This window comes from Phenylobacterium sp. (genome assembly GCF_965284355.1).
GTDB lineage: Bacteria > Pseudomonadota > Alphaproteobacteria > Caulobacterales > Caulobacteraceae > Phenylobacterium.
Genome location: NZ_OZ260078.1, coordinates 2,067,139 through 2,087,177 on the forward strand (window position 1 = coordinate 2,067,139; position 20,039 = coordinate 2,087,177).

General features: G+C 71.0%; 17 protein-coding genes. 8 read left to right on the plus strand and 9 right to left on the minus strand.

All coding sequences use genetic code 11. The features are described 5' to 3' along the window. Window positions 1–14 precede the first annotated feature (14 nt). Genes ACQ66R_RS10070 through ACQ66R_RS10080 form a run of 3 tightly spaced genes read right to left on the minus strand, consistent with a single transcriptional unit; the run spans window position 15 to window position 4,060 of the window. A complete protein-coding gene (locus ACQ66R_RS10070) occupies window positions 15–2,417 on the minus strand; it encodes a TonB-dependent receptor (RefSeq protein ID WP_430421574.1) in 2,403 nt (800 codons plus the stop codon). A gap of 13 nt (window positions 2,418–2,430) precedes the next feature. Next, complete coding sequence (locus ACQ66R_RS10075; RefSeq protein ID WP_430421576.1) at window positions 2,431–3,441, minus strand: FecR family protein; 1,011 nt, start codon at window positions 3,439–3,441, stop codon at window positions 2,431–2,433. A gap of 55 nt (window positions 3,442–3,496) precedes the next feature. Next, the gene (locus ACQ66R_RS10080) at window positions 3,497–4,060 is read right to left on the minus strand and encodes an RNA polymerase sigma factor (RefSeq protein WP_430421578.1); all 564 of its coding nucleotides are present in this window, start codon (window positions 4,058–4,060) and stop codon (window positions 3,497–3,499) included. A gap of 120 nt (window positions 4,061–4,180) precedes the next feature. Between ACQ66R_RS10080 and ACQ66R_RS10085 the strand changes: the two genes are divergently transcribed. The 6 genes from ACQ66R_RS10085 (at window position 4,181) to ACQ66R_RS10110 (ending at window position 9,178) form a co-directional block, all read left to right on the plus strand. Then, window positions 4,181–4,864, plus strand: coding sequence for a thermostable hemolysin (locus ACQ66R_RS10085; protein ID WP_430421580.1), 684 nt, complete (start codon window positions 4,181–4,183; stop codon window positions 4,862–4,864). Beyond that, the gene (locus ACQ66R_RS10090; protein ID WP_430421582.1) at window positions 4,861–6,318 is read left to right on the plus strand and encodes an AMP-binding protein; all 1,458 of its coding nucleotides are present in this window, start codon (window positions 4,861–4,863) and stop codon (window positions 6,316–6,318) included. The genes ACQ66R_RS10085 and ACQ66R_RS10090 overlap by 4 nt, the downstream gene beginning before the upstream one ends. A gap of 10 nt (window positions 6,319–6,328) precedes the next feature. Beyond that, entirely contained in the window at window positions 6,329–7,000 is a 672-nt protein-coding gene (locus ACQ66R_RS10095; protein WP_430421583.1) for a TenA family transcriptional regulator, read from the plus strand. Continuing rightward, on the plus strand, window positions 6,990–7,745 hold the full coding sequence (locus tag ACQ66R_RS10100; RefSeq protein WP_430421585.1) for an SDR family NAD(P)-dependent oxidoreductase: 756 nt from the start codon (window positions 6,990–6,992) through the stop codon (window positions 7,743–7,745). Before ACQ66R_RS10095 ends, ACQ66R_RS10100 begins: the two co-directional genes overlap by 11 nt. 17 nt (window positions 7,746–7,762) lie before the next feature. Next, on the plus strand, window positions 7,763–8,410 hold the full coding sequence (locus ACQ66R_RS10105) for a tetratricopeptide repeat protein (protein ID WP_430421587.1): 648 nt from the start codon (window positions 7,763–7,765) through the stop codon (window positions 8,408–8,410). 99 nt (window positions 8,411–8,509) lie between these two features. Beyond that, the gene (locus ACQ66R_RS10110; RefSeq protein ID WP_430421589.1) at window positions 8,510–9,178 is read left to right on the plus strand and encodes an alpha/beta hydrolase; all 669 of its coding nucleotides are present in this window, start codon (window positions 8,510–8,512) and stop codon (window positions 9,176–9,178) included. Between the two features lie 15 nt (window positions 9,179–9,193). Here the strand turns inward: ACQ66R_RS10110 and ACQ66R_RS10115 are convergent, their stop codons facing one another. Beyond that, on the minus strand, window positions 9,194–10,303 hold the full coding sequence (locus ACQ66R_RS10115; protein ID WP_430421591.1) for an amidohydrolase family protein: 1,110 nt from the start codon (window positions 10,301–10,303) through the stop codon (window positions 9,194–9,196). 141 nt (window positions 10,304–10,444) lie between these two features. On the opposite strand from ACQ66R_RS10115, the gene ACQ66R_RS10120 reads away from it, so the two are divergent. Beyond that, window positions 10,445–11,275: an SDR family oxidoreductase gene (locus tag ACQ66R_RS10120; RefSeq protein WP_430421593.1), complete on the plus strand. Its 831-nt coding sequence runs from the start codon at window positions 10,445–10,447 to the stop codon at window positions 11,273–11,275. Here ACQ66R_RS10120 and ACQ66R_RS10125 read toward each other — a convergent pair. Both ACQ66R_RS10125 and ACQ66R_RS10130 read right to left on the minus strand, forming a co-directional pair. Further along, on the minus strand, window positions 11,238–12,254 hold the full coding sequence (locus tag ACQ66R_RS10125) for a hypothetical protein (RefSeq protein WP_430421595.1): 1,017 nt from the start codon (window positions 12,252–12,254) through the stop codon (window positions 11,238–11,240). The two genes, ACQ66R_RS10120 and ACQ66R_RS10125, sit on opposite strands and share 38 nt — an antisense overlap. A gap of 31 nt (window positions 12,255–12,285) precedes the next feature. Continuing rightward, window positions 12,286–13,281 (minus strand): AraC family transcriptional regulator, encoded by a 996-nt coding sequence (locus tag ACQ66R_RS10130; RefSeq protein ID WP_430421597.1) that lies wholly within the window; start codon window positions 13,279–13,281, stop codon window positions 12,286–12,288. A gap of 96 nt (window positions 13,282–13,377) precedes the next feature. Between ACQ66R_RS10130 and ACQ66R_RS10135 the strand changes: the two genes are divergently transcribed. Then, window positions 13,378–14,256, plus strand: a complete 879-nt coding sequence (locus ACQ66R_RS10135; protein ID WP_430421599.1) for a TauD/TfdA dioxygenase family protein — start codon at window positions 13,378–13,380, stop codon at window positions 14,254–14,256. Window positions 14,257–14,641: 385 nt separating this feature from the next. Here ACQ66R_RS10135 and ACQ66R_RS10140 read toward each other — a convergent pair whose 3' ends face one another. The 3 genes from ACQ66R_RS10140 to ACQ66R_RS10150 form a co-directional block, all read right to left on the minus strand. Next, the gene (locus ACQ66R_RS10140; protein ID WP_430421600.1) at window positions 14,642–17,239 is read right to left on the minus strand and encodes a polynucleotide kinase-phosphatase; all 2,598 of its coding nucleotides are present in this window, start codon (window positions 17,237–17,239) and stop codon (window positions 14,642–14,644) included. Continuing rightward, window positions 17,236–18,612 carry a 3' terminal RNA ribose 2'-O-methyltransferase Hen1 gene (locus ACQ66R_RS10145; protein ID WP_430421602.1) on the minus strand — a complete coding sequence of 459 codons (1,377 nt, stop codon included), beginning with the start codon at window positions 18,610–18,612 and terminating at the stop codon, window positions 17,236–17,238. Before ACQ66R_RS10145 ends, ACQ66R_RS10140 begins: the two co-directional genes overlap by 4 nt. Window positions 18,613–18,918: 306 nt before the next feature. After that, window positions 18,919–19,968: a ribonucleotide-diphosphate reductase subunit beta gene (locus tag ACQ66R_RS10150; RefSeq protein WP_430421603.1), complete on the minus strand. Its 1,050-nt coding sequence runs from the start codon at window positions 19,966–19,968 to the stop codon at window positions 18,919–18,921. Between the last annotated feature and the right edge of the window lie 71 nt (window positions 19,969–20,039).

Genomic DNA, 20,039 nt, shown 5'->3' on the forward strand with positions numbered 1-20,039 from the left:
CGTCGCGAGACCGATCAGAAGTCGCGGGTGACCCGCAGGGCCAGGGTGCGGGGGCGGAGCGGCGTCTCCTGGGCCTGGGTCCGGAAGCTGAACGGGTTGCCGAACGCCAGGGTGTCGCCGCGGCTGTCGAGGGCGTTGTCCAGCGCGAGCCGCAGGCTGTGGTCGCCGGAGCGAACCGTCGCCGACAGCCGCAGTTCGCCATAGCCGCCCATGGCCGCCGCGTTGCGCAGGTCCAGGTTCAGCCGCGATCGTCCTGTGTAGGCATAGCTGGCGGCGACATCGAGGTCGCGGGCCTCGCCAAGGGCCACGCGATAGCTCGCCGAGGCAGCGAAGGTGAGGTCGGGCACGCCGGGAAGTCCGGCGTCGGACCGTCCCGGCGACCCCGGGGCCGGGCGCCGCAGATCCGGGTCCTGCCAGACCATGTTCGCAGCCAGCGACAGGGCGCCCCGCTCGAAGCCGCCTTCGATCTCGACACCCCGGCTGCGGCCCTCGCCGAGGTTGGCGGTGAAAGGCAGTCCGGAGGGCAGAACAAGGTCGGCCTGGATGGCGGTCCACTTGGCCTGGAACACCGCGGCGCGCAACGCCAGGCCATCCCGACGCCACCGCAGGCCGGCCTCGTAGCTCCACAGCTCGTCGCCGGCGTAGCGCCGCAGGGGCTGGGGGTCGCCGGGCCCGACGCCGAACGCCTGGCGGGTGTCCCCGCTGGTGTTGAACCCCGCCGTCCGATAGCCCTCCGCCGCCAGCACATACACCGTCAGGCCCGGCGCCGGTCGATAGGCCGCCAGCAGCTTCGGCGCGAAGCCCGTGTCGTGGGAGACTCCGGCAAAGCTGCGGATGGGGACGCCCAGCCTAATGTCCGATCGCGTCCGCAGGCGCGCGGCGTACAGGCGGCCGCCGACGGTCAGGGTCAGGTCCCGGCCGACGTCGTACGACACCTCGCCGAAGGCGGCGCTTTCCCGCAGGCGGTCGCGCCGCACCTCCGCATAGGCCGCCACGGGGTCAGCCGCATGGAGTTCGCTGTCCAGGTGCTGGTCGCCGATCGCGTTGAAGACGCCGGCGGTCAGCCGCAGGCCCCGCCCGTTCCTCGACGAGACGCGGACCTCGGACACCACGCCGCGGATCTCGTTGCCATCCTCGAAGGTCGAGGGACGACCCCCGCCCGCCACCAGGGTCGCCGGGGCCTGGGCGGCGTCGTAGATCGTGCCGACCTCGTGATCGAGCGCGCCGACGCTGGCTGTCAGCTCCCCCCAGCCCGGCGTCCAGCGCGCCGTGGCGAACGCGGCCAGGAAGTCATTGTCATGCGGCTCGGCGGCCGCCGTCGTGCGCACGCGCGCGCCGCCAGCGGCGTCGACGTAGTGGGCGTCGCGGGTGTTGATCGCCTGATTCACCAGGGTCGCCTCCAGGACCAGATCGTCCTGGGCGCGCCACAGCCCCGAGACGCGCAGGCCCCGACGCGTGGAGCGACCCACGTTCGAGCGCCCCAGTCGCGGGTTGTCGAGGTATCCGCCGGCGACCTCGGACCAGGCGACGGCGCGCACCCCGCCGCGGCCCTCCGCGAGGGGCAGGTTCCACACGCCCTCGGCCAGGCCCGACGGCGCGCCGTGGGCCGTGACCGAAGCGCCCAGCGACACCCGCCCCGACGCCAGCGCCGTGTCGGCCGCCTTGGGGACCAGCTGCAGGATGCCGCCGATGGAGCCCGCGCCATACAGCGAGCCCTGGGGCCCTCGCAGCACTTCGACGCGGGCCAGGTCGATCAGCGGCAGGTCGGGGTTCGGCGCGTTGTAGGTGAGCCGGAAGTCCCCGAGATAGAGCCCCACCGTCGACTGGGTGTGTCCCGTCAGCGGCCCGTCCGACAGCCCCCGCAAGAGAACCTTATCCCGCCCGGGTCCCAGATTGGTGACGGTCACGCCCGCCACGAGCAGCGTCAGGTCAGCAACGTCGCCCACCCCCCGCCGCTCCAGCTCGGCCCCGGAGGCCGCCGTCAGGCCGTAGGGCGACGCCGACAGCAGCGTCTCGGTCTTGTCGGCTGTGACCACCAACTCGCCCACCTCGGTCGGCGGCGGCGCCTGCTGCGGCGCCGCGACCGGTCGTTGCGCGCGCGAAGACGGACGGGCGCGGATCACCACGGTGCGCTGGTCCGGGCGGGCGGCGACGCAGTCCGAGCCGTCCAGCAGCCGCGCCAGCGCCTGATCCAGGTCCAGGCGGCCGGAGACGCCGGCCCGCCCGCCGCAGCGCGCGCCCGGCGCGAAGCCCAGGGAAACCCCGGCCTGCCGGGCGAGCGCCATCAGGGCCGCCTGGCGGGGCTGCTCGGGAATGGCGATCGACACGGCTGTCTCGCGCGCCAGGGCGGTTCGCGGCACGGCCCCCAGGGCGACGAGGATTGCGGCCAGACCCAGGGTCCGGCGGCGACTAGGCATGCAGACCGCCGACTCAGCGCGCCTGGCGACGCAGGCTCAGCCTGACACTATCGGGAAGCCGATCGGCCTGCACGGGCAGGAACGCAGAAAGGGACTGCAGCATGGCGTCCTCGCCGCCGACGGCCAGGATCGCGGTGACCGGCAGTCCGGCGGCGTCGGGGGCCACGGTGATGGGCGTCTTCACATAGCGGTTCAGGGTCGCGACGACCTCGCCGAGCGGCTCGCCGCGGAAGACCAGGCGGCCTTCGGTCCAGGCCAGCACGGCGTCGGGATCGGCCGCCGTGACGACGTCTTCGACCCCGCCCGCGCGGTGCGACAGCGCCTGCCCGGCCCGGAGGCGGGCGATGGGCTGCGCCTGCGGCGTCGCCGCGGGCCGGACTTCGACGACGCCCCGCCGGACCGTGACGCGCACGACGCCCCCGTGACGCAGGACGTTGAACTCGGTGCCCACGACCCGGATCTCGCGGTCGCCCGCCTCGATCAGGAAGGGCCGGCCCGGGTCCTTCGCGACGTCGAACACCGCCTCGCCGGCGTCGGCCATGACCACCCGCCGTTCGCTGCGGCCCATCCGGGCCGTCAGCCGCGATCCGCCGTTCAGCGTGATGTGGCTTCCGTCCGCCAGCGCGAAGACCTGCCGCTGGCCGGCCGCGGTCTCCAAGGTCTGCGTGCGGGGCATCCCCGTCCAGAGCATCGTGCCGAGGAAGATCACCGCGATCAGGCTGGCGGCGATCGCGCCCAGCCAGGGCAGCGGCCGCCGGGCCACGCGCGGCTTCAAGGTCACCACCGTCGGCGCGAGCGTCACCTGGTCCAGATCGGACCAGACCTGCTCCACGGCCTCGTAGGCCGCCAGATGCTCAGGAGATTCCGCCAGCCACGCCTCGAAGGCCAGCCAGTCGTCGCCGTCGGCGTCGTCGGACGACAGCCGGACATGCCACGCCACCGCTCGGTCGCGCACGATCGCCCCAAGCGGCGGAGGACCGGGCGGGGGCTGGTCGGGCGGCAGGTTGTCGGACGGCGCGCTCATGGCGTGAAAAAGGTCTCCTCAGCCATAGACGCCGCCGCGCGGTCAGGTCCGCAATTCATCGCTCGATCTCGGCCATCAGCGTGCGCAGCGCGGTCATGATGTACTTCTCCACCGAGCTTCTGGAGAGGCCCAGCCGCTGGGCGACCTCGGCGTGGCTGAGCCCGTCGAACTTGTGCAGGCGGAACGCCGCGGCCACCTGGGGCGGCAGGCGCTCGACCCCGTCCAGCAGCTTCTGAAGCCGCTGGCGCGACGCCACCGCCTCGTCGGCCGGGGTGTCCGGCGCGGCGGGCTCGGAGCCTTCCCCGACGGTCTCCCGGTTCCAGGTGTCGTCGCGCGCCGCTTGTCGCCGCTGCTGCTTCGCCCGGTCCAGCATCAGGTTTGACCCGACGCGATAGAGAAAGGCGTCGGCGCTGCGCAGGTCTTCCGGGGGCTCCATGTCGCGGATCTTGAGGAACAGATCCTGGACAACGTCCTCCGCCATGGCCGCCGAGCCCGTGCGCAGGGTGAAGAACCGCACAAGGTCGGGCCGCTTGCGCAGGTAGGCGGCGATCAGCGGCGGCGGATCGGCCATGTCGTCGCAAGGCGTCCCGGTTTCAGCGAAGCCCGACTGTTCGGGCATTTGCCCTGGCCGCGCAATCGAGCGCTTCGCCGCGCCGCTGAAAAAAGATTCGCCGGCGATTGAGGAGGTCCGCCCGCGGCGTCGTCAGCTCATCGGGGGCCGATGCCTGGAGGCCAAGACTTGAGCGAACCGTTGCGTAACACCGAGCTGCCGCCGTCCGTCGCGCCGCGTCCGCAGGCCAGGGCCCAGATGGTGGTCGCCGGTCCATCCCATCCGCAGAGGCTGGACTTCGAGCGCTTCGTCGAGGCGCGCTTCGAGCAGGCTTTCGGGGCCCGCGTCCCGCGCCACTATCCCCTGGTGACGGGTCTGCGCGCGCCGGATGGAGCGGTGCTGGCCGCCGCCGGCGTGCGGTTCGCCGAGGCCGCCCCCCTGTTCCTGGAACGCTATCTGGACAGTCCGGTCGAGCAGGCTGTCGCCGAGGCGTTCGGTCGCCCGGTGGCCCGCGAAAGCATCGTGGAGATCGGGTCGCTGGCGTCCGACTCCCCCGCCGCGTCGCTGCAGATGTTCAATGCGCTGGCCACCTGGCTGGCTTCGGTCTGCGGCCGCCGCTTCGCCGTCGCCACCGCCCGGCCCGACCTGCAACGGCTGCTGGGCCGGGCCGGCTTCGGCCTGCGACCGCTGGGCGACGCCGATCCGGCCCGCCTGGGCGAAGGCGCCCACGACTGGGGCAGCTACTATGACCGCGCGCCGCGGGTGTTCGCCGGCGAGATCGGCGTGTCCAGCGCGCTGCCAAACCTTCGCGAGCGTCTGCGCGCCCGGTCGACGGCCCGTGCCGTCCGTCGTCTGCGGGCGGTGACGTCGTGAGCCGGGTTCTGTCGGCGATCGCCGACCACGCCCGGACATCGCCTGACGCCGCGGCCCTCGTGGGCCCGGACGTCCGGTTGACCTGGGTCGAACTCGGGCAGGAGATCGCGCGCACCGAGGCCTGGCTGCGGGAGCGGCTCGCCAGATCGTCGCCCGGCGCTCCGGTGGGCGTTGCGCTCGACAATGGTCCAGCCTGGGTCGTCGTCGACCTGGCGCTGATGGCGCTGGGCCGGCCCAGCGTCCCCCTGCCCCCCTTCTTCACGCCCGAACAGCGCATGCACGCCCTCACCGACGCAGGCGCCTGCCTGCTGGTGCGGCCCCCCGCCACGGCGACATCCCCCATCCTCGCCGTGGCGGGCTCGGCCATCGCAGCCGACGAGCTGGCCCTGCCGCCGCGCACGTTGCATCCCGGCACGGCCAAGGTGACCTACACCTCCGGCTCCACCGGTGCGCCCAAGGGGGTCTGTCTCTCGTTGGCGCAGATGGAGGCCGTGGCCGCCTCGCTGGTCGAGGTGATCGGACGCGAGTTCGCCGGACGCCATCTGGCGGTGCTGCCGCTGGGCGTGCTGCTTGAGAATGTCGCCGGTCTCTATCCGACCCTTCTGGCAGGCGGCTGTTACGAAGCGCGAGGTCTCGCCGACCTGGGCTTCGCCGACGGCCTGCACCCCGACATCGCCCGGCTCGCCGAGGTGGTCGAGGCCGCGGGCGCCAACAGCCTGATCCTCGTGCCAGAACTGCTGCGCGCTCTGACCGCGTGTCTGGCGATGACCGGGCGCCGGCTGCCGGCCCTGAAGCTGGTCGCCGTGGGCGGCGCCAAGGTCGCGCGACAGCTCATCCTCGGGGCGCGATCCGTCGGCATTCCCGCCTACGAGGGCTATGGCCTCAGCGAGTGCGCCTCGGTGGTCGCGCTGAACACGCCCCACGCGGACCGCCCCGGCGCCGTCGGCCGTGTCCTGCCGCACCTGTCGCTCAGTATCGCCGCGGATGGCGAGGTGCTGATCGGTCCGGCGCCCTTCCTGGGCTATGTGGGCGGGCCGCCGCAGGCCGGCGCGCTGGCCACGGGCGACATCGGGACGATCGACGCCGAGGGCTTCCTGTCGATCACCGGACGCAAGACGAACCTGATCATCACCGCCTTCGGCCGCAATATCGCGCCCGAGTGGGTGGAGAGCGAACTGCTGGCCCAGCCCGAGATCGCCCAGGCGGCGGTCTTCGGAGAAGGCGCGGCGGAACTCTGCGCCGTGCTGGTCCCCTCGCGCGCCGACATCCCGCCCGCGGCCCTTCAGGCCGCCGTGGCCCGGGCCAACGACAGCCTGCCGGCCTACGCCCGCGTCGGCCGCTGGCGCGGCTCTGCGCCCTTTGACCCCGGCCGGGGCGAGCTGACCGGCAACGGGCGCCCCCGCCGCGCGGTGCTGCGCGAAACCCACCGCGCCTTCATCGACCCACAGACCTGAGGCAAAGCCGATGTCCTTCTTCGAGCGGCTCGAGCGGGAAACCTCCGCCGAGCGCCTGGCCCTTTATTCCGTCCCGCAGCTGGTGGACGGGGTCTCCGGCCGGATCACCCGCGAAACCTATGTGGCCTACCTGGCCGAGGCCTATCACCACGTCAGCCAGACCGTGCCGCTGCTGACCGCCGCGCGCGATCGGATGGACGCCGCCCACGCGCCGTTCCGCGCCGCGCTCGACGAGTACATCGCCGAGGAGACCGGCCACGAACAGTGGGTGCTGAACGACATCGCCCGCGCCGGCGGCGACGCCGAGGCGGTTCGCACCGGCGCCCCGCGCGCCGCCACCGAGCTGATGGTCGCTTACGCCCACGACTACGTCTCGCGAATCAATCCGATGGGCATGTTCGGCATGGTCTACGTGCTGGAGGGCACCAGCATCGCGCTCGCCACCCATGGCGCCGGCGCAGTGTCCAAGGCGCTTGGGCTCGGTCCCGAGTGCTTCAGCTACCTCAGCTCCCACGGGTCGCTCGACCAGGAGCACATGAAGTTCTTCGCCGGGCTCATGGACACCGTCGAAGACCCCGCGGACGAGGCCGCGATCCTGCACGTCGCCAGGCGGATCTTCGTCCTGTTCGCCGACATGTTCCGGTCCATCCCCCACGAAGCGAGGCTCGCCCATGCGGTTTAAGGGACAACGCATCGCCGTCACCGGCGGCGCCGGCGAGATCGGCGGCCGCATCGTCGAACAGCTGCTCCGAGAGGGCGCGACCGTCGCCGTCCTGGACCGCCAGCCGCCCCAGGGCGTGCAGGCCCGCCACATCGCCTGCGACCTGGCCGATCCGGAGGGTCTGGAGGCCGTCGCCGCCACCCTGGCGACCGAGCGGTGGGACGTGCTGATCAACCTGGCGGGCGTCCAATACTTCGGCCCGATAGAGGGCGAGACACCGGACAGCCTGCGCCGCACCCTGGCGATCAACCTGCTGGCGCCCATGCGCCTGGCCCAGGCGGTGACGCCCGGGATGCGGGCGCGCGGCGTCGGCCAGATCGTCAACATCGGCTCGATCTTCGGGTCGATCAACTTCGCCCACTTCGCCAGCTATTCCAGCTCCAAGGCCGGGTTGCGCGCCTTCAGCCAGGCCCTCCGTCGCGAGCTGGCCGGGACGGGCGTCGACGTCACCTACGTCGCCCCGCGCGCGGTGAGGACCGCCTTCAACAGCGCCAAGGTCCTGGAGTTCGCGGCCCTCACCAAGATGGCCATGGACCCGCCCGACCAGGTTGCGGCCCGCATCGTGGACGCCGTCGCCGCACGCCGGCGCGACGTCTACCTGGGCTTCCCCGAGGCCCTGTTCGTCCGCCTCAACGCCCTGTTTCCCGCCGTGGTCGACAGCGCGCTGGCCGCCGCCGACCGGCGGGTCGCCCAACTCTTCGCCTGATCCAAAGGACTTACCCCATGTGCAAGACGCTCATCGCCCTCACCGCCCTGGCCCTGATGTCGGGCTCGGCCCTCGCCCAGCCCGCCGGGCTGGACGGACGCATCGACGCCCTCGCGCGTAGCTGGGACCACGTGAACTACGAGACAAAGGGACCGGGCAAGGTGACCCAGCTCGCCGCCATCGCCGCCCAGGCCGACGCGCTGGCCAAGCAGTACCCCGGCCGCGCCGAACCCCTGATCTGGAAGGGCATCGCGCTCAGCACCGAAGCCGGCGCGAAGGGCGGCATGGGGGCGCTGGGCCTCGCCAAGGAGGCCAAGGCCAACCTCGAACGGGCCGAGAAGATCGACCCCAATGCCCTGAACGGCTCGATCTACACCAGCCTGGGTTCGCTCTACTATCAGGTCCCCGGCTTCCCCGTCGGCTTCGGCGACAAGGATAAGGCGCGCGCCTATCTCAAGAAGGCTCTGGCCGCCAATCCGAACGGGGTCGATTCCAACTACTTCTACGCCGACTTCCTGTTCCACGAAGGCCAGTATGCCGAGGCGGAGCGGGCCCTGCAGAAGGCCCTGGCCGCTCCGGCGCGTCCGGGCCGCGAGGTCGCCGACAAGGGACGCCATGCCGAGGCCGCCGTCCTGCTGGCCCAGGTCCGCGCCAAACGCGGCTAGCCGGGCGGACCGCAAGACCGGGCGGGGTGCTGGCGTGCCCCGCCCATGAGTGCGCCTGGCGCCGTTGACCGGCCCGGCGGTTTGCAGCACCTCCAAGCCATGACCGAACTGACCCGCCTCACCGGCCCCATGGCCGCCCCGGCCAGCGGCCGCGATCCCCAGTCGATGGTGATCCTGCTGCACGGCTACGGCTCGAACGGCGCCGACCTGATGGGGCTCGTCCCCTACTGGCGCGCGATCCTGCCCGACACCGTCTTCATGGCGCCCAACGCCCCGGAGGTCTGTCCCGGCGCGCCGGGCGGCTATCAGTGGTGGTCGCTCACCGACCTCGGACGCGAAGCCCGCGCCGCGGGCGTGCGGCAGGCCGCGCCGCGGGTGAACGCCTTCATCGACATGCACCGCGCCGCCTACGACCTGCCCAACCGCAAGGTGGCCCTGGTCGGCTTCAGCCAGGGGACGATGATGGCTCTGCACGTCGGCCCGCGCCGGCCCGAGGTCCTCGCAGGCATCGTAGGCTATTCCGGCATGCTGGCCGACCCCGACGCCCTGCAGACCGAGATCCAGACCCGGCCGCCCCTCCTCCTGGTCCACGGCGACGCCGACCCGATGGTGCCCTTCGCGGCCATGGGCCAGGCCCAGGCCGCTTGCGAGCGCCTGGGCTTCGAGGTCGCCACCCACGCCTCGCCAGGCCTCGGCCACAGCATCGACGAAGCCGGCCTGCGCCTGGGCGGCGAGTTCCTGGCCCGCGTGCTGGCCGGCGCCGGCTAGGGTCTCGGACCCGTATTAGCCCGGCCAGATCGCCGCCGCGTTGGCGCCCAGCACGCGGGCCTGCCGCTCCGGGCTCAGGCCCAGGATCGAGCCGCGGATCAGCTCGGCGGCGTCCATCCGCGAGTCCACGTGCGGGAAGTCGCTGCCCCACAGGATGCGGTCCTCGCCCACCAGCTCCAGCATCGCCCCCACCGTCCGCTCCTCGGGCTCGGCCACGAAGTAGACGTTGCGGCGCAGGTACTCGCCGGGCCGCAGGGCCAGCGGGGACGAGGCCTTGAAGAAGTGATGCTTCTCGTCCAGCCGGTCCATCAGATAGGCCGCGAATCCGCAGCCCGCCTCGACGCACGCCACCTTCAGCGCCGGGAAGCGGTCGAACAGGCCGTCCAGAACCATCGAGGCCACCGCCGGGATCAGTTGCCCCGTGGCCCCCAGGCCGAAGCCGAAGATCGGGCCGGGCGCGGTCTCCAGCCACGACGCGAACGGCCGCGCCGAGCCCCCGAACCGCACGATCACATGCAGGCAGCCGGGCACGCCCGCCTCTTCGCACAGCCGCCAGATCGGATCGAAGTGCGCCTGCCCCGGCCGCTGGCCCGACACGATCTCGGGCGGCACGAACACCCCGCCGAACCCCAGCGCCAGACAGCGCGCCAGCTCGGCCGCCGCCGCCTCCACGTCGCGCCAGTTGATCAGCGCCATCGGGACCACGCGCGGCCCCGCCTGCTGGCGGTACTCGGCCTGCCAGGTGTTGTAGGCCCGGCAGTAGGCGTTCGCGAGGTCCATGTCCTCGGTGGGAAACGGCAGGATCCCGATCGTCGGGAACAGCACGCACCGGTCCACGCCCCAGTCGTCCATCAGGGCCAGCCGCGCCGCCGGCTCATAGCTGGCGGGCGGGCAGCCGTCGGCATAGCGCAGCTTGCCGCTGAACAGCTCCTCGCGCGGCACATGCGCCCCGCCCAGTCCCGCCAGCACCCCGGACAGCACCACCTGCTCGCCGATGATCAGGTGCTCGATCCCGTCGCGCTCCTCGATCCGGATCGCCCGGTCGCGGAACCGCGGCTCCAGGTAGCGCCGCCACAGATCGGCCGGCTCCATCACGTGGGAATCGCAGTCGATGACCGCCGCCATGCCCGGGCCCCTCTCCGCCAGAGCCTGCAGCCTCGCCGACTGCCCCTGGGGGAGGTCAAGCGATGCGGCGCCCTCGCCTTCCGTCACGGAGCGGTCGCTAGCCTGACCTCAACAGGTCCGCATCGGCAGGGAAGCAGCGACATGACCGATCACATCGCAGGCAAGACCATCGTCATCACCGGCGCGGGGGGCGGGTTCGGGCGCCTGGTGGCCCAGAAGGCGGCGGCCCGGGGCGCCCGGGTCACCTGCGGCGACATCGACGCCGCCGCCGTCCGCGAGACGGCCGATCTCATCGTGTCGGCGGGCGGCCAGGCCCAGGCCCTCACCGCCGACGTGACCCGCCTCGAAGACCTGGTCGCCCTGGTCGGCGCCAGCGTCGAGGCCTTCGGCGGCGTCGACGTGATGGTCAACAACGCCGGCATCATGCCGCTGGCCTTCTTCTCCGATCACGCCGCCGCCCACGCCGCCTGGACCCGCTGCATCGACATCAACATCAAGGGCGTGCTGAACGGCATGGTCGCCGCCTACGACCCGATGGTCGCCGCCGGCCGCGGCCAGATCGTCAACATCTCCTCGATCTACGGCAACTTCCCGGTCGTCGGCGCCGCCGTCTACGGGGCCAGCAAGGCGGCGGTGAACTTCCTCTCCGAGTCGCTGCGCATGGAGGCCCGCGGCAAGATCAAGGTCACCACGGTCAAGCCCACCGGCGTCCCCGCCACCGGCCTCGCCGGCGCGATCGTGAACCCGGCCGCCGTGGTGGGCATCGTCGGCCACAACATGCCCGACTTCATGCAGGCGATGGGCGAGATGCGCGAGGGCAACGCCGCCCGCCTCGACCCCACCGAGATCGACTACGTGGCCTTGGCCCCCGAGCACATCGCCGACGCCGTCCTCCACGCCATCGACCAGCCCTGGGGTGTCTCCATCGGCGACATCACCGTCCGCGCGGCGGGGGATCACTACGTGCTGTAGGGGACCCGGCCTCCGCCGCCCGCTTCCACCCCGGCCGCTTGCGCAGCCGCACCCGCTGGGCGTTCAGCCGCGCAATCGCCCTGCGGGCGCCCCACGTCGCCCCACCTCCGTTCGCCCCACCTCCATTCGACCCGCCTGCCTTCGCCGCCGCCTCGGCGATCTTCACCGCCTGGTCCAGGTAGAACTCCTCCCGGTCCTCGCACGCATAGGCCACGAACCGCGCGAACTGCGGCCGGTCGCGACACCAGTTGTAAAGCGTCCCCTGCGACGGCATCCCGGGCAGCCGGCTCAGGCTCCGCAGCGAATGTCCGCCGGCGATCGCCGCCAGGATCTCCTCCTGCAGCGCCTCGGTCAGCAACAGCCGCGCCCGTCCCCGCTGGCGCCGCCACCCGCCGATCGCCACCTGCAGCATGGCCTCGAACGCGGGGTTCTCACGCCGCCACCTGGCCAGCACCGACAGCGACGGGAACGCCGGGTCCGACTTCAGGATCTCCCTCAGCGTCTCCTCACCCTTCCACAGCCGCACATAGATCCGCTCGCCGATCGCCGGGTCATACTCGCGATAGGCCCGCCCGCGCCGCCGCGCGGCCTCCGCCGCCAGCTGCGCCCGCACCTCCGCCACCTCCGCCACCTCTGCCGCAAATGCCGGCGACTGCGCCAGCCACGACCGGAACACCGCCCGGCTCGGCATCGCCGGATCGCGCAGCAGCGCCTCGATCGCCCGCCCCGCCCGCGCCTGCGCCAGGAACGCCGCCGCCACTGTCTCGTTGAACGCCAGCCCCCGCCGCGCGAACTCGCCCCGACTCCGCGCCGCCCGCACCTCGGCCGCGAACTCGGGATCGGCCCGCATCCACCCCGTCACGCTCGCCGGGCAAGGCCACCCCTCGTCCCGGCACATATGCTTGAGCGCCTCCCCCGCCGCGAGACGCGCCAACAACTCGGCCCGCAGGCCGGGACGGTATCGGTCGGGGAGGGACATGGGTGGACATGTGGGAACACAAATAGAACATTCAACTGTCCTCCTGGGGGCTTGGCGATCGCCCCGAGGCCCCGGCGCCCCGCCGTCGCCATCTGGAGAACGCGCTGAGGCTGCCGTAACCCAGCCGCCCGGCGATGTCGGTGAGCGTGTGGTGGCCGTCCGCCAGATACCGGCGCGCCAGTTCGCGACGCATCTCGTCCAGCAGGCCTTCGAAGGTCATTCCCCCGGCCGCGTGGAGGCGGCGGTGCAGGGTGCGCCGGCTCATCCCCATCAGCGCGGCCACGCGAGCGATGCCGCAGGTTCCCGTCGGCAGCAGCGCCAGGATCAGCTCGCGCACCGTCGCCACCGTGTCTTCGGCGCGGGCGCCCATCTCCCACTCGGCATAGCGCAGGGCGCGGCGGGCCGCGACGGGATCTGCCCCGGCCACCGGCGTCTGCAGGTCGCGCGCCTCGAACACCAGGCCGTCGAAGTCCTGATCGAACGCCGGCGTGGTCCCGAAGACCCGCCGGTGCAGGGTGATGTCGGCGGGCCTCGGATGCATGAACCGCGCGTCGGTTGCGGCGGCGCCTGCGAGCTGGCGAACGGCCCGCGCGATGACGCCCAGCGACAGCTCGACGCTCTGGCGACTGCGGCCCGCCCCGGCCGTCGTCTGCCGCAGCACCGCCACGTCGTCGCCGATCTCGAGCCGCAGCGTCAGCGACTGGTTCTGGGCCCAGGTGTGGCTGACGAGCATCTCCAGCGCCCGGCCCAGCGTCGGCTGCTCGCGCAGAACGAAGGCCACGACGCCCAGGTTGGACAGCTGCCGCGTCTCGGCGAGGCGCAGCCCGAAATCGTCCGCGCCCGATCGCCGGGCCGCCCGTTCCAGCAGGCGGCCGACGGCGCGGGCGGGAACCTTCAGATCGGGGTTGGTCAGGCACGCGTCGGGCAGGCCCACCTCCGCCACCAGACGAGCCGGATCCAGCCCGAACGACCGCGCGAGCTCCGCATAGCCGGTCAGGCTGGCGCTGCGTGTCAGGGGCTCCAGCATGGCCCCAACTGTCAAATCCGTGTCCCCAGATGTCAATCATCCGGCTCTTGCCGGGGCTATCGTCGCGCCAACACCCGCAAGAGGCAGGAGACCGGCATGCACAGGGAAGCGCTGCAGGCGATCGAGGCCATCGTCACGGCCGACCGCGAACCGTATGAGACCATCCAGGTGCGTCCCCTGACGCCGGTGATCGGCGCGGAAGTCGAGGGCGTGGACCTCGCCGGCGACCTCTCGAACCGCCAGTTCGCCGAAGTGCGGCGCGCCTTCCTCGAGCACCACGTCCTCGTCTTCCGCGATCAGCGCCTGGGCGCCGAGGACCACAAGCGCTTCGGCCGCCGGTTCGGCCGCCTGCATGTCCACCCGCTGCAGGCCATGCGCGAGGGCGACAAGGAGCGGCTGGAGATCAAGGCCAGCAAGGATTCGAAGTTCGTCGCGGGCGAGGGCTGGCATTCCGACGTGACCTGTGACGCCGAGCCGCCGATGGGCTCGATGCTGTACCTGGAGACCACGCCCAACATCGGCTTCGGCGGGGACACCCTCTTCGCCAACATGCATCTGGCCTACGAGATGCTGTCGGCTCCGATGCGGGCCTTCCTTGAGACCCTGTCCGCCGTCCACGACGGCGCCATCCCCTGGGTCCAGGGCTACGGCTATCGGCCCAACCAGGAGTTCCAGGTCAACGAGCATCCCGTCGTCGTGCGCCACCCGGAGACGGGGCGGAAGGTGCTGTACGTCAACCGCGGCTTCACCTCCCACATCCCCCAGCTGGCGCGGTTCGAAAGCGCCGCGCTACTGGAGATGCTGTACCGGCACATCGAGACCCAGCCGGCCCTCGCCTGCCGAGTCCGCTGGACGCCGAACACGCTGGTGTTCTGGGACAACCGCTGCACCCAGCACCAGGCGATCTGGGACTACTACCCCCTGGATCGCGCCGGCCACCGCGTGTCCATCGTCGGCGAACGCCCGGCCGCGTGACGCGCCGGCCGGCCTACGCGCGCGCGACTGCCCGATCTCCGCCAGCACCGCCGAAATGTTCATGTGCTTGAATTCGACCGACCGGTGCCTCCGCCCGATCTGCGCCATCAGCGCCCCACTGTGATGCGACTTCACATAGGCCCGGCCCGCCTGCTCGGCCGCCAGCATAGCGAAGTAGTCGGCGAGGATGAGATCCGGCTCCTCGTCCGTCCATACCGTGCCGATCTTGTCGTCGTCCGCCGCCAAGCCACACCCCGTGCAAAGGAGAATGCGGCCCGCGAGGCTCTTGAAGCAAGCCCGCCGCTCTAGCGCCCACCGCCACAAGCATTCATCAGCGAACGCAAGAGAATCGGCGCCCGCGCTTCGATCCCGTGGAGCCGAACGGCTAAAGCCTGGGGTCGATCGGCTCGCTTTCCATCGCCAGGACCCCGAAGACGCACTCATGGACCCGGCGCAGCGGTTCGTTGGCCACGAACCGCTTCAGCGCCTCATGCCCAAGCGCGAACTCGCGGAGCGCCAAGTTGCGCTTGCCGTTCAGGCCGCGTTCGCGGAGCCGGACCAGGTGCTCAGGCGCGTCGTACTCGGGCCCGTAGATGATCCGCAGGTACTCGCGACCCCGCACCTTCAGCGCCGGTTGCACCAGCCCCTTGGGGCCGCGCACGACGAAGTCGCGCGGCTTGACCACCATGCCTTCGCCGCCGCTCGCCGTGAGGGTTTCCCACCACGCGCCCGCCTCGGCGCAGGCGGCCTCGTCCGCCAGATCCACTCTGCGCCAGCGCGTCGGCGCCACGACGCCGTCGCCCGCGCTGGCCAACCTGTCGGCCCAGCCCATGTGCCAGAGATGGTCCTGGCCGAACCAGACGTTCCCTTCGCTGGCCAGCACGTGGAACGGCGCGACCTTCAGGTCCTCGACACCCGAGACCGGCCAGACGTAGGGCGCCCAGGCCTTGGCGTAGAGGCCCGCCCGCTCCGCGCGGCCGGTGAAGCGTTCGGCGATCTCGCCCACCTCGACGCCGCTGGCCGCGGCGCGGGCCAAGGCATGGTTGGCGGCCGCGAGGCCGACCTGGGCTGACGCCGAGACCGGAGCGTACTGGGCCTCGATCAGCGCGCCGGCCTTGGCCGACCAGGGCATGATCTCGGCGTCCAGGAGAACCCAGTCCGTCCCGAGTTCATCCCATAGGCCTGCCGCGTCCGCCGCCGTCCGCAGGCGCGCCAGCAGCGCCTCGCCCATGGCCGTATCGTTGAAGAACGCACGCCCGGTCCGGGTCCAGATTGCCCCGGTCTCGCCGGCCCGGGCATCGAATCGGCGCGAGGCGGCCTCGGCGTTGCGACAGAGCGCGATCACCGCCCGCGAGCCCATGTGCTTCTCCTCGCACACGACCTCGGCGATACCGCGCTCACGGAAGTGGGCGAACGCCTCCTCTGGCCGCTCGAGCCAGCCTTCTGCGCTGCTGGTCTCCGACGGCGACATGGTCGGCGGCAGATAGGCCAGCCACTGGGGCGCCAGGGCGAAGCGGCTCATGACTTCCAGTGCGGCGGCGGCGTTCTCCTCCGCCACCACGACGCGACCGCGCAGCTCCGTCTCGATCCAGCGCCGCCCGCTGACGTCCTCCATGTCGAGGAGATCGTCGGCTTGGGCCTGCAGGCGGCGCGTGTCGGCCGGCTTGGCGAGCGGCCGCATCGGCTCGCACCAGACCTGGGTCGCCGGCACTTCCACCAGCGTCCGCTCCGGCCACTGCAGCGCCGTCAGCTTGCCGCCGAACACGCAGCCGGTGTCGACGCAGAGCGTATTGTTGACCCACTCGGCGTCGGGCACGGGCGTGTGCCCATAGACAATCGTCGTCGGCCCTCGGTAGCCCGCCGCCCAATCGGCGCGGACCGGCAGGCCGAACTCGTCGATCTCGCCGGTGGTCTCGCCATAGAGCGCGAACTCGCGCACCGCGCCGGAGCCGCGCCCAACCATCTCCTCCTTCAGGCCGGCGTGAGCCACCGCGAGCCGGCCGCCGTCCAGCCAGTAGTGGCTCCGCAGGTCGTCGAGGAAGGCGGGCAGCGCCTCGCGCAGCCCGCGGGTTTCGCCCTCGAGCTGGTCGATGGTCTGCTGCAGGCCATGGGCGATGGTGACCTTGCGGCCCTCCAGCCACCGGCCGAGCTTGCGCTCGTGGTTGCCCTGCACGCAGTAGGCGGACCCCGCCGCGACCATGCTCATGGCGATGCGCAGGGCGTCCGGCGAGTTCGGGCCACGGTCGACCAGGTCGCCCACGAACACGACCTTGCGGCCGTGCGGCGCGGCGACGGAGACCATGCGTTCCCCGCGATCCTCCGACCACGCCACCTCGTAGCCGAGCTTGGCCAGCAGCGCCTGCAGTTCGTCGGCGCACCCGTGGATGTCGCCGATGATGTCGAACGGGCCCGCGTCGTCGCGACGGTCGGTCCATAACGGCTTCGTCGCCACCACGGCCGCGTCGATCTCGGCCTCACTGGAGAGGTCCCAGACCTGCCGGAAGCCCTCGCGCTGCAGCCCGCGCTGGCTGCGGCGGATCTCGTCGGCCATCCGCTTCACAACCTGCGGTCCGAACGCCCGGTCCGGGCGATGGCGGTTGCGCTCGATGCAGACCTTGATGCCCGGATCGATGATCACAGCGACCGGCAGCGCGTGCCATCGCCGCGCTAGCTCGATCCAGCCCTTGCGGTCGGCGGCGCGCACATTGGTGGCGTCGATCACCGTCAGCTTGCGGTGCTTCAGGCGCTTCTCGGCGATCGCTCGCACTAGGTCGAACGCGTCGGCCGTGACGGATTGATCGGCTTCGTCGTCGGCGACGAGCGCGCGGGCATAGTCCGACGAGATCACCTCGGTCGGCTTGAAGTGCTTGGCGGCGAAGCTGGACTTGCCCGATCCGGTCGCGCCGATCAGCACAACCAGCGAGTAGTCGGGGATTTCCAGCCGTTGAACGCGGACCTCCGAGGACTCAGACTTTTCACTCACGCGCCGCCCTCCCGGCTGAACACCGCCATCTGCGTCGGCGAACCGAGTTGCTCATCCATCGGCCCGATGCCGCTCAGCTCGAACCGGTAGCCGTGGGCCTGGGCGACACCGTCGCACCACGCCGCGAACTCGCCCCGGGTCCACTCGAAACGATGGTCCGGGTGGCGGAAGGCCCCCGCCGGCAGGTTGGGGAAGAGTGCGTTGTAATCGGCGTTCGGCGTGCTCACGACGACGGTCGCCGGACGCGCGGCGCCGAACACCACCTTCACCAGCGCCGGCAGGCGGTCCGGCTCCAGGTGCTCGATGACCTCCACCAGCGCGGCGGCTTCGCAACCTTCCCAGCGGGCGTCGCGGTAGGTGAGCGAGCCATGCAGCAGGCGCACGCGTCCCTCCGTAGGCCCGCTCGCAATGTCCAGCTTCAGGCGCTTAGACGCCCGCTCCAGGTCGCGGGCCGCTGCGTCGACGCCCACGAGACTCTCGACCCAGCGCTCCCGCACCAGCCGCTGCAACAGCTTGCCTTCCCCGCAGCCGAGGTCGGCGATGGACTTCGCGCCGGACGCCTTCAGGGCATCGACAACCGCGGCCATGCGCTCGTCGTTGAGTCGCAGGGGCGTTTCCAGCGCCTCCTCACGCTGCGGCCGCGCCTCGGGTTCGACGGCCGCTTCGCGGGTCTCGGGCGCGAGCCGCTCCAGCGCGTCACGGGCCAGGCCGCGGCGGTGGATGAGGTAGCGGCGCACGATAAGGTCCTGCGACGGATGGCTCTCCAGCCAGCCTTCGCCACGCTTCATGAGCTTGGTCACTTCGTCGTCGCCGACCCAGTAGTGCTTATCGTCGTCGAGCACCGGGATCAGGACGTAGAGGTGGTTGAGCAGGGCCTGCAGCCGCGCGCGCCCGGACAGCCGCAGGGTGACGTAGTTCGCGTCCTCGACGGTCTCGACCTCCACGGTCCAGCCCAGAGGCTCGAACAGCTCGCGCACCAGCCGCTCGCCGCCACCCCGCGCCGGCAGGGGCGTCACCAAGGCTTCGAGCGGGATCTCGGCCTCCGCCAGGTCCTGACGCTCGCGCGACATGCCCGTCATGGCCGTGCGCAGCGCCCGGCCCAGCGCCACCGCCAGGAACGAGGAGGCCGCGTACGGCCGGTCGTTCACGTACTGGTCGATGAGGCCTTCGCCCCTGCCCTTGCCGCGAACCAGGGCGACGGGATCGACGTCCAGCACCAGCGCCGCTTCGCACCGTGCCTCCGTGGCCTCTGGATAGAAGACAAGGGCCTTGCCGAACGCGAGTTCGGTCTCGTGCACGCGGCCGGGATGCTTGTGCATCAGGAAGCCGAGATCGGTGGCCGGTCGGTGGGTGGTGGCGACGGAAAGGTACATTCGGGAAGCTCGATACCGGTAGCGGATGGGACTGAAGATCAGGCCAGACCGGTGGAGCTCTTACGAAAAACCCCTCCGCGTCAGGCTGGAGGGGTGGCTGGTCACGACGAATGTGTCTGACGCTATCCCTCTGGGCGCACGCGCACGCGCTCGCCTGCATGACCAGGTCGATTCAAGGCGGCACACGAGAAGCGGATAGGTTTCATCGATAATCTCTGCCACGGCGGATAACACGTGGAGATTGCGTCCGCTAGAGGTTCGGGTATCGGAGCTCATGTACCGAGGAGCGGGCAGTCAACGCCCCCCTCACTCCGCCGGCAGCTGCGCCCCCGCCTCCGCCCGCTTCGCCTGCATCGCGTCGAACGAGGCCCACACCCCGTCCCCGCCGTGCCACTGACCCTTGGTCGCGGCCTTGGAGTACTCGGTGCTGCGCGCCTCGAAGAAGTTCGCGTGTTCCACGCCGCTCAGCATGCTCTGCAGCCAGGGGAGCGGGTTTTCCTTCACGCCGTAGACTTCCGGCAGCTGCAGCTGCTTCAGGCGCCAGTCGGCGATGAAGCGGATGTAGCTCTTGATGTCCTCGGGCGTCATGCCCTGCACTTCGCCGGCGGAGAACGCCAGATCGATGAACTTGTCCTCCAGACCGACGACGGTCTTGCAACAATCGACGATATCGTCGGCCACCGCCTTGGTGACGCAGCCCGTCTCCTTGTTGAAGGCGTGGTACAGCTTGATGATGCCTTCGCAGTGCAGGCTCTCGTCGCGCACCGACCAGCTGACGATCTGGCCCATGCCCTTCATCTTGTTGTGCCGCGGGAAGTTCATCAGCATGGCGAAGCTGGCGAACAGCTGCAGGCCCTCGGTGAATCCGCCGAACATCGCCAGCGTTCTGGCGATATCGGCGTTCGTTTCGACGCCGAACTGCTGCATATAGTCGTGCTTGTCGCGCAGTTCCTTGTAGTCGAGGAACGCCGTGAACTCGCTGTCCGGCATGCCGATCGTCTCGAGCAGCAGCGCGTAGGCGGCGATATGGATCGTCTCCATGTTGGAGAACGACGCCAGCATCATCTTCACCTCGGTGGGTTTGAAGACTCTGGCGTAGCGCTCCATGTAGTTGTCGTTCACCTCGACGTCTGACTGCGTGAAGAAGCGGAAGATCTGGGTAAGCAGGTTGCGCTCGCGGTCGGTGAGGTTCACCGCCCAGTCCTTCAGGTCCTCGCCCAGCGGAACCTCTTCGGGCATCCAGTGGACCTGCTGCTGCTTCTTCCAGAAGTCGTAGGCCCACGGATAGCGGAACGGCTTGTAGGCGTAGGACGGGGTCAGCAGGCCCGGAAGCTGCTGTATGTTGGAAGACGCCATCGAACCCATCCTCGTCGTCGAATCAGGAGCCCCTCTCCCGTTAAGACAAAGGTAAGCCTGTTCCGCGCCGG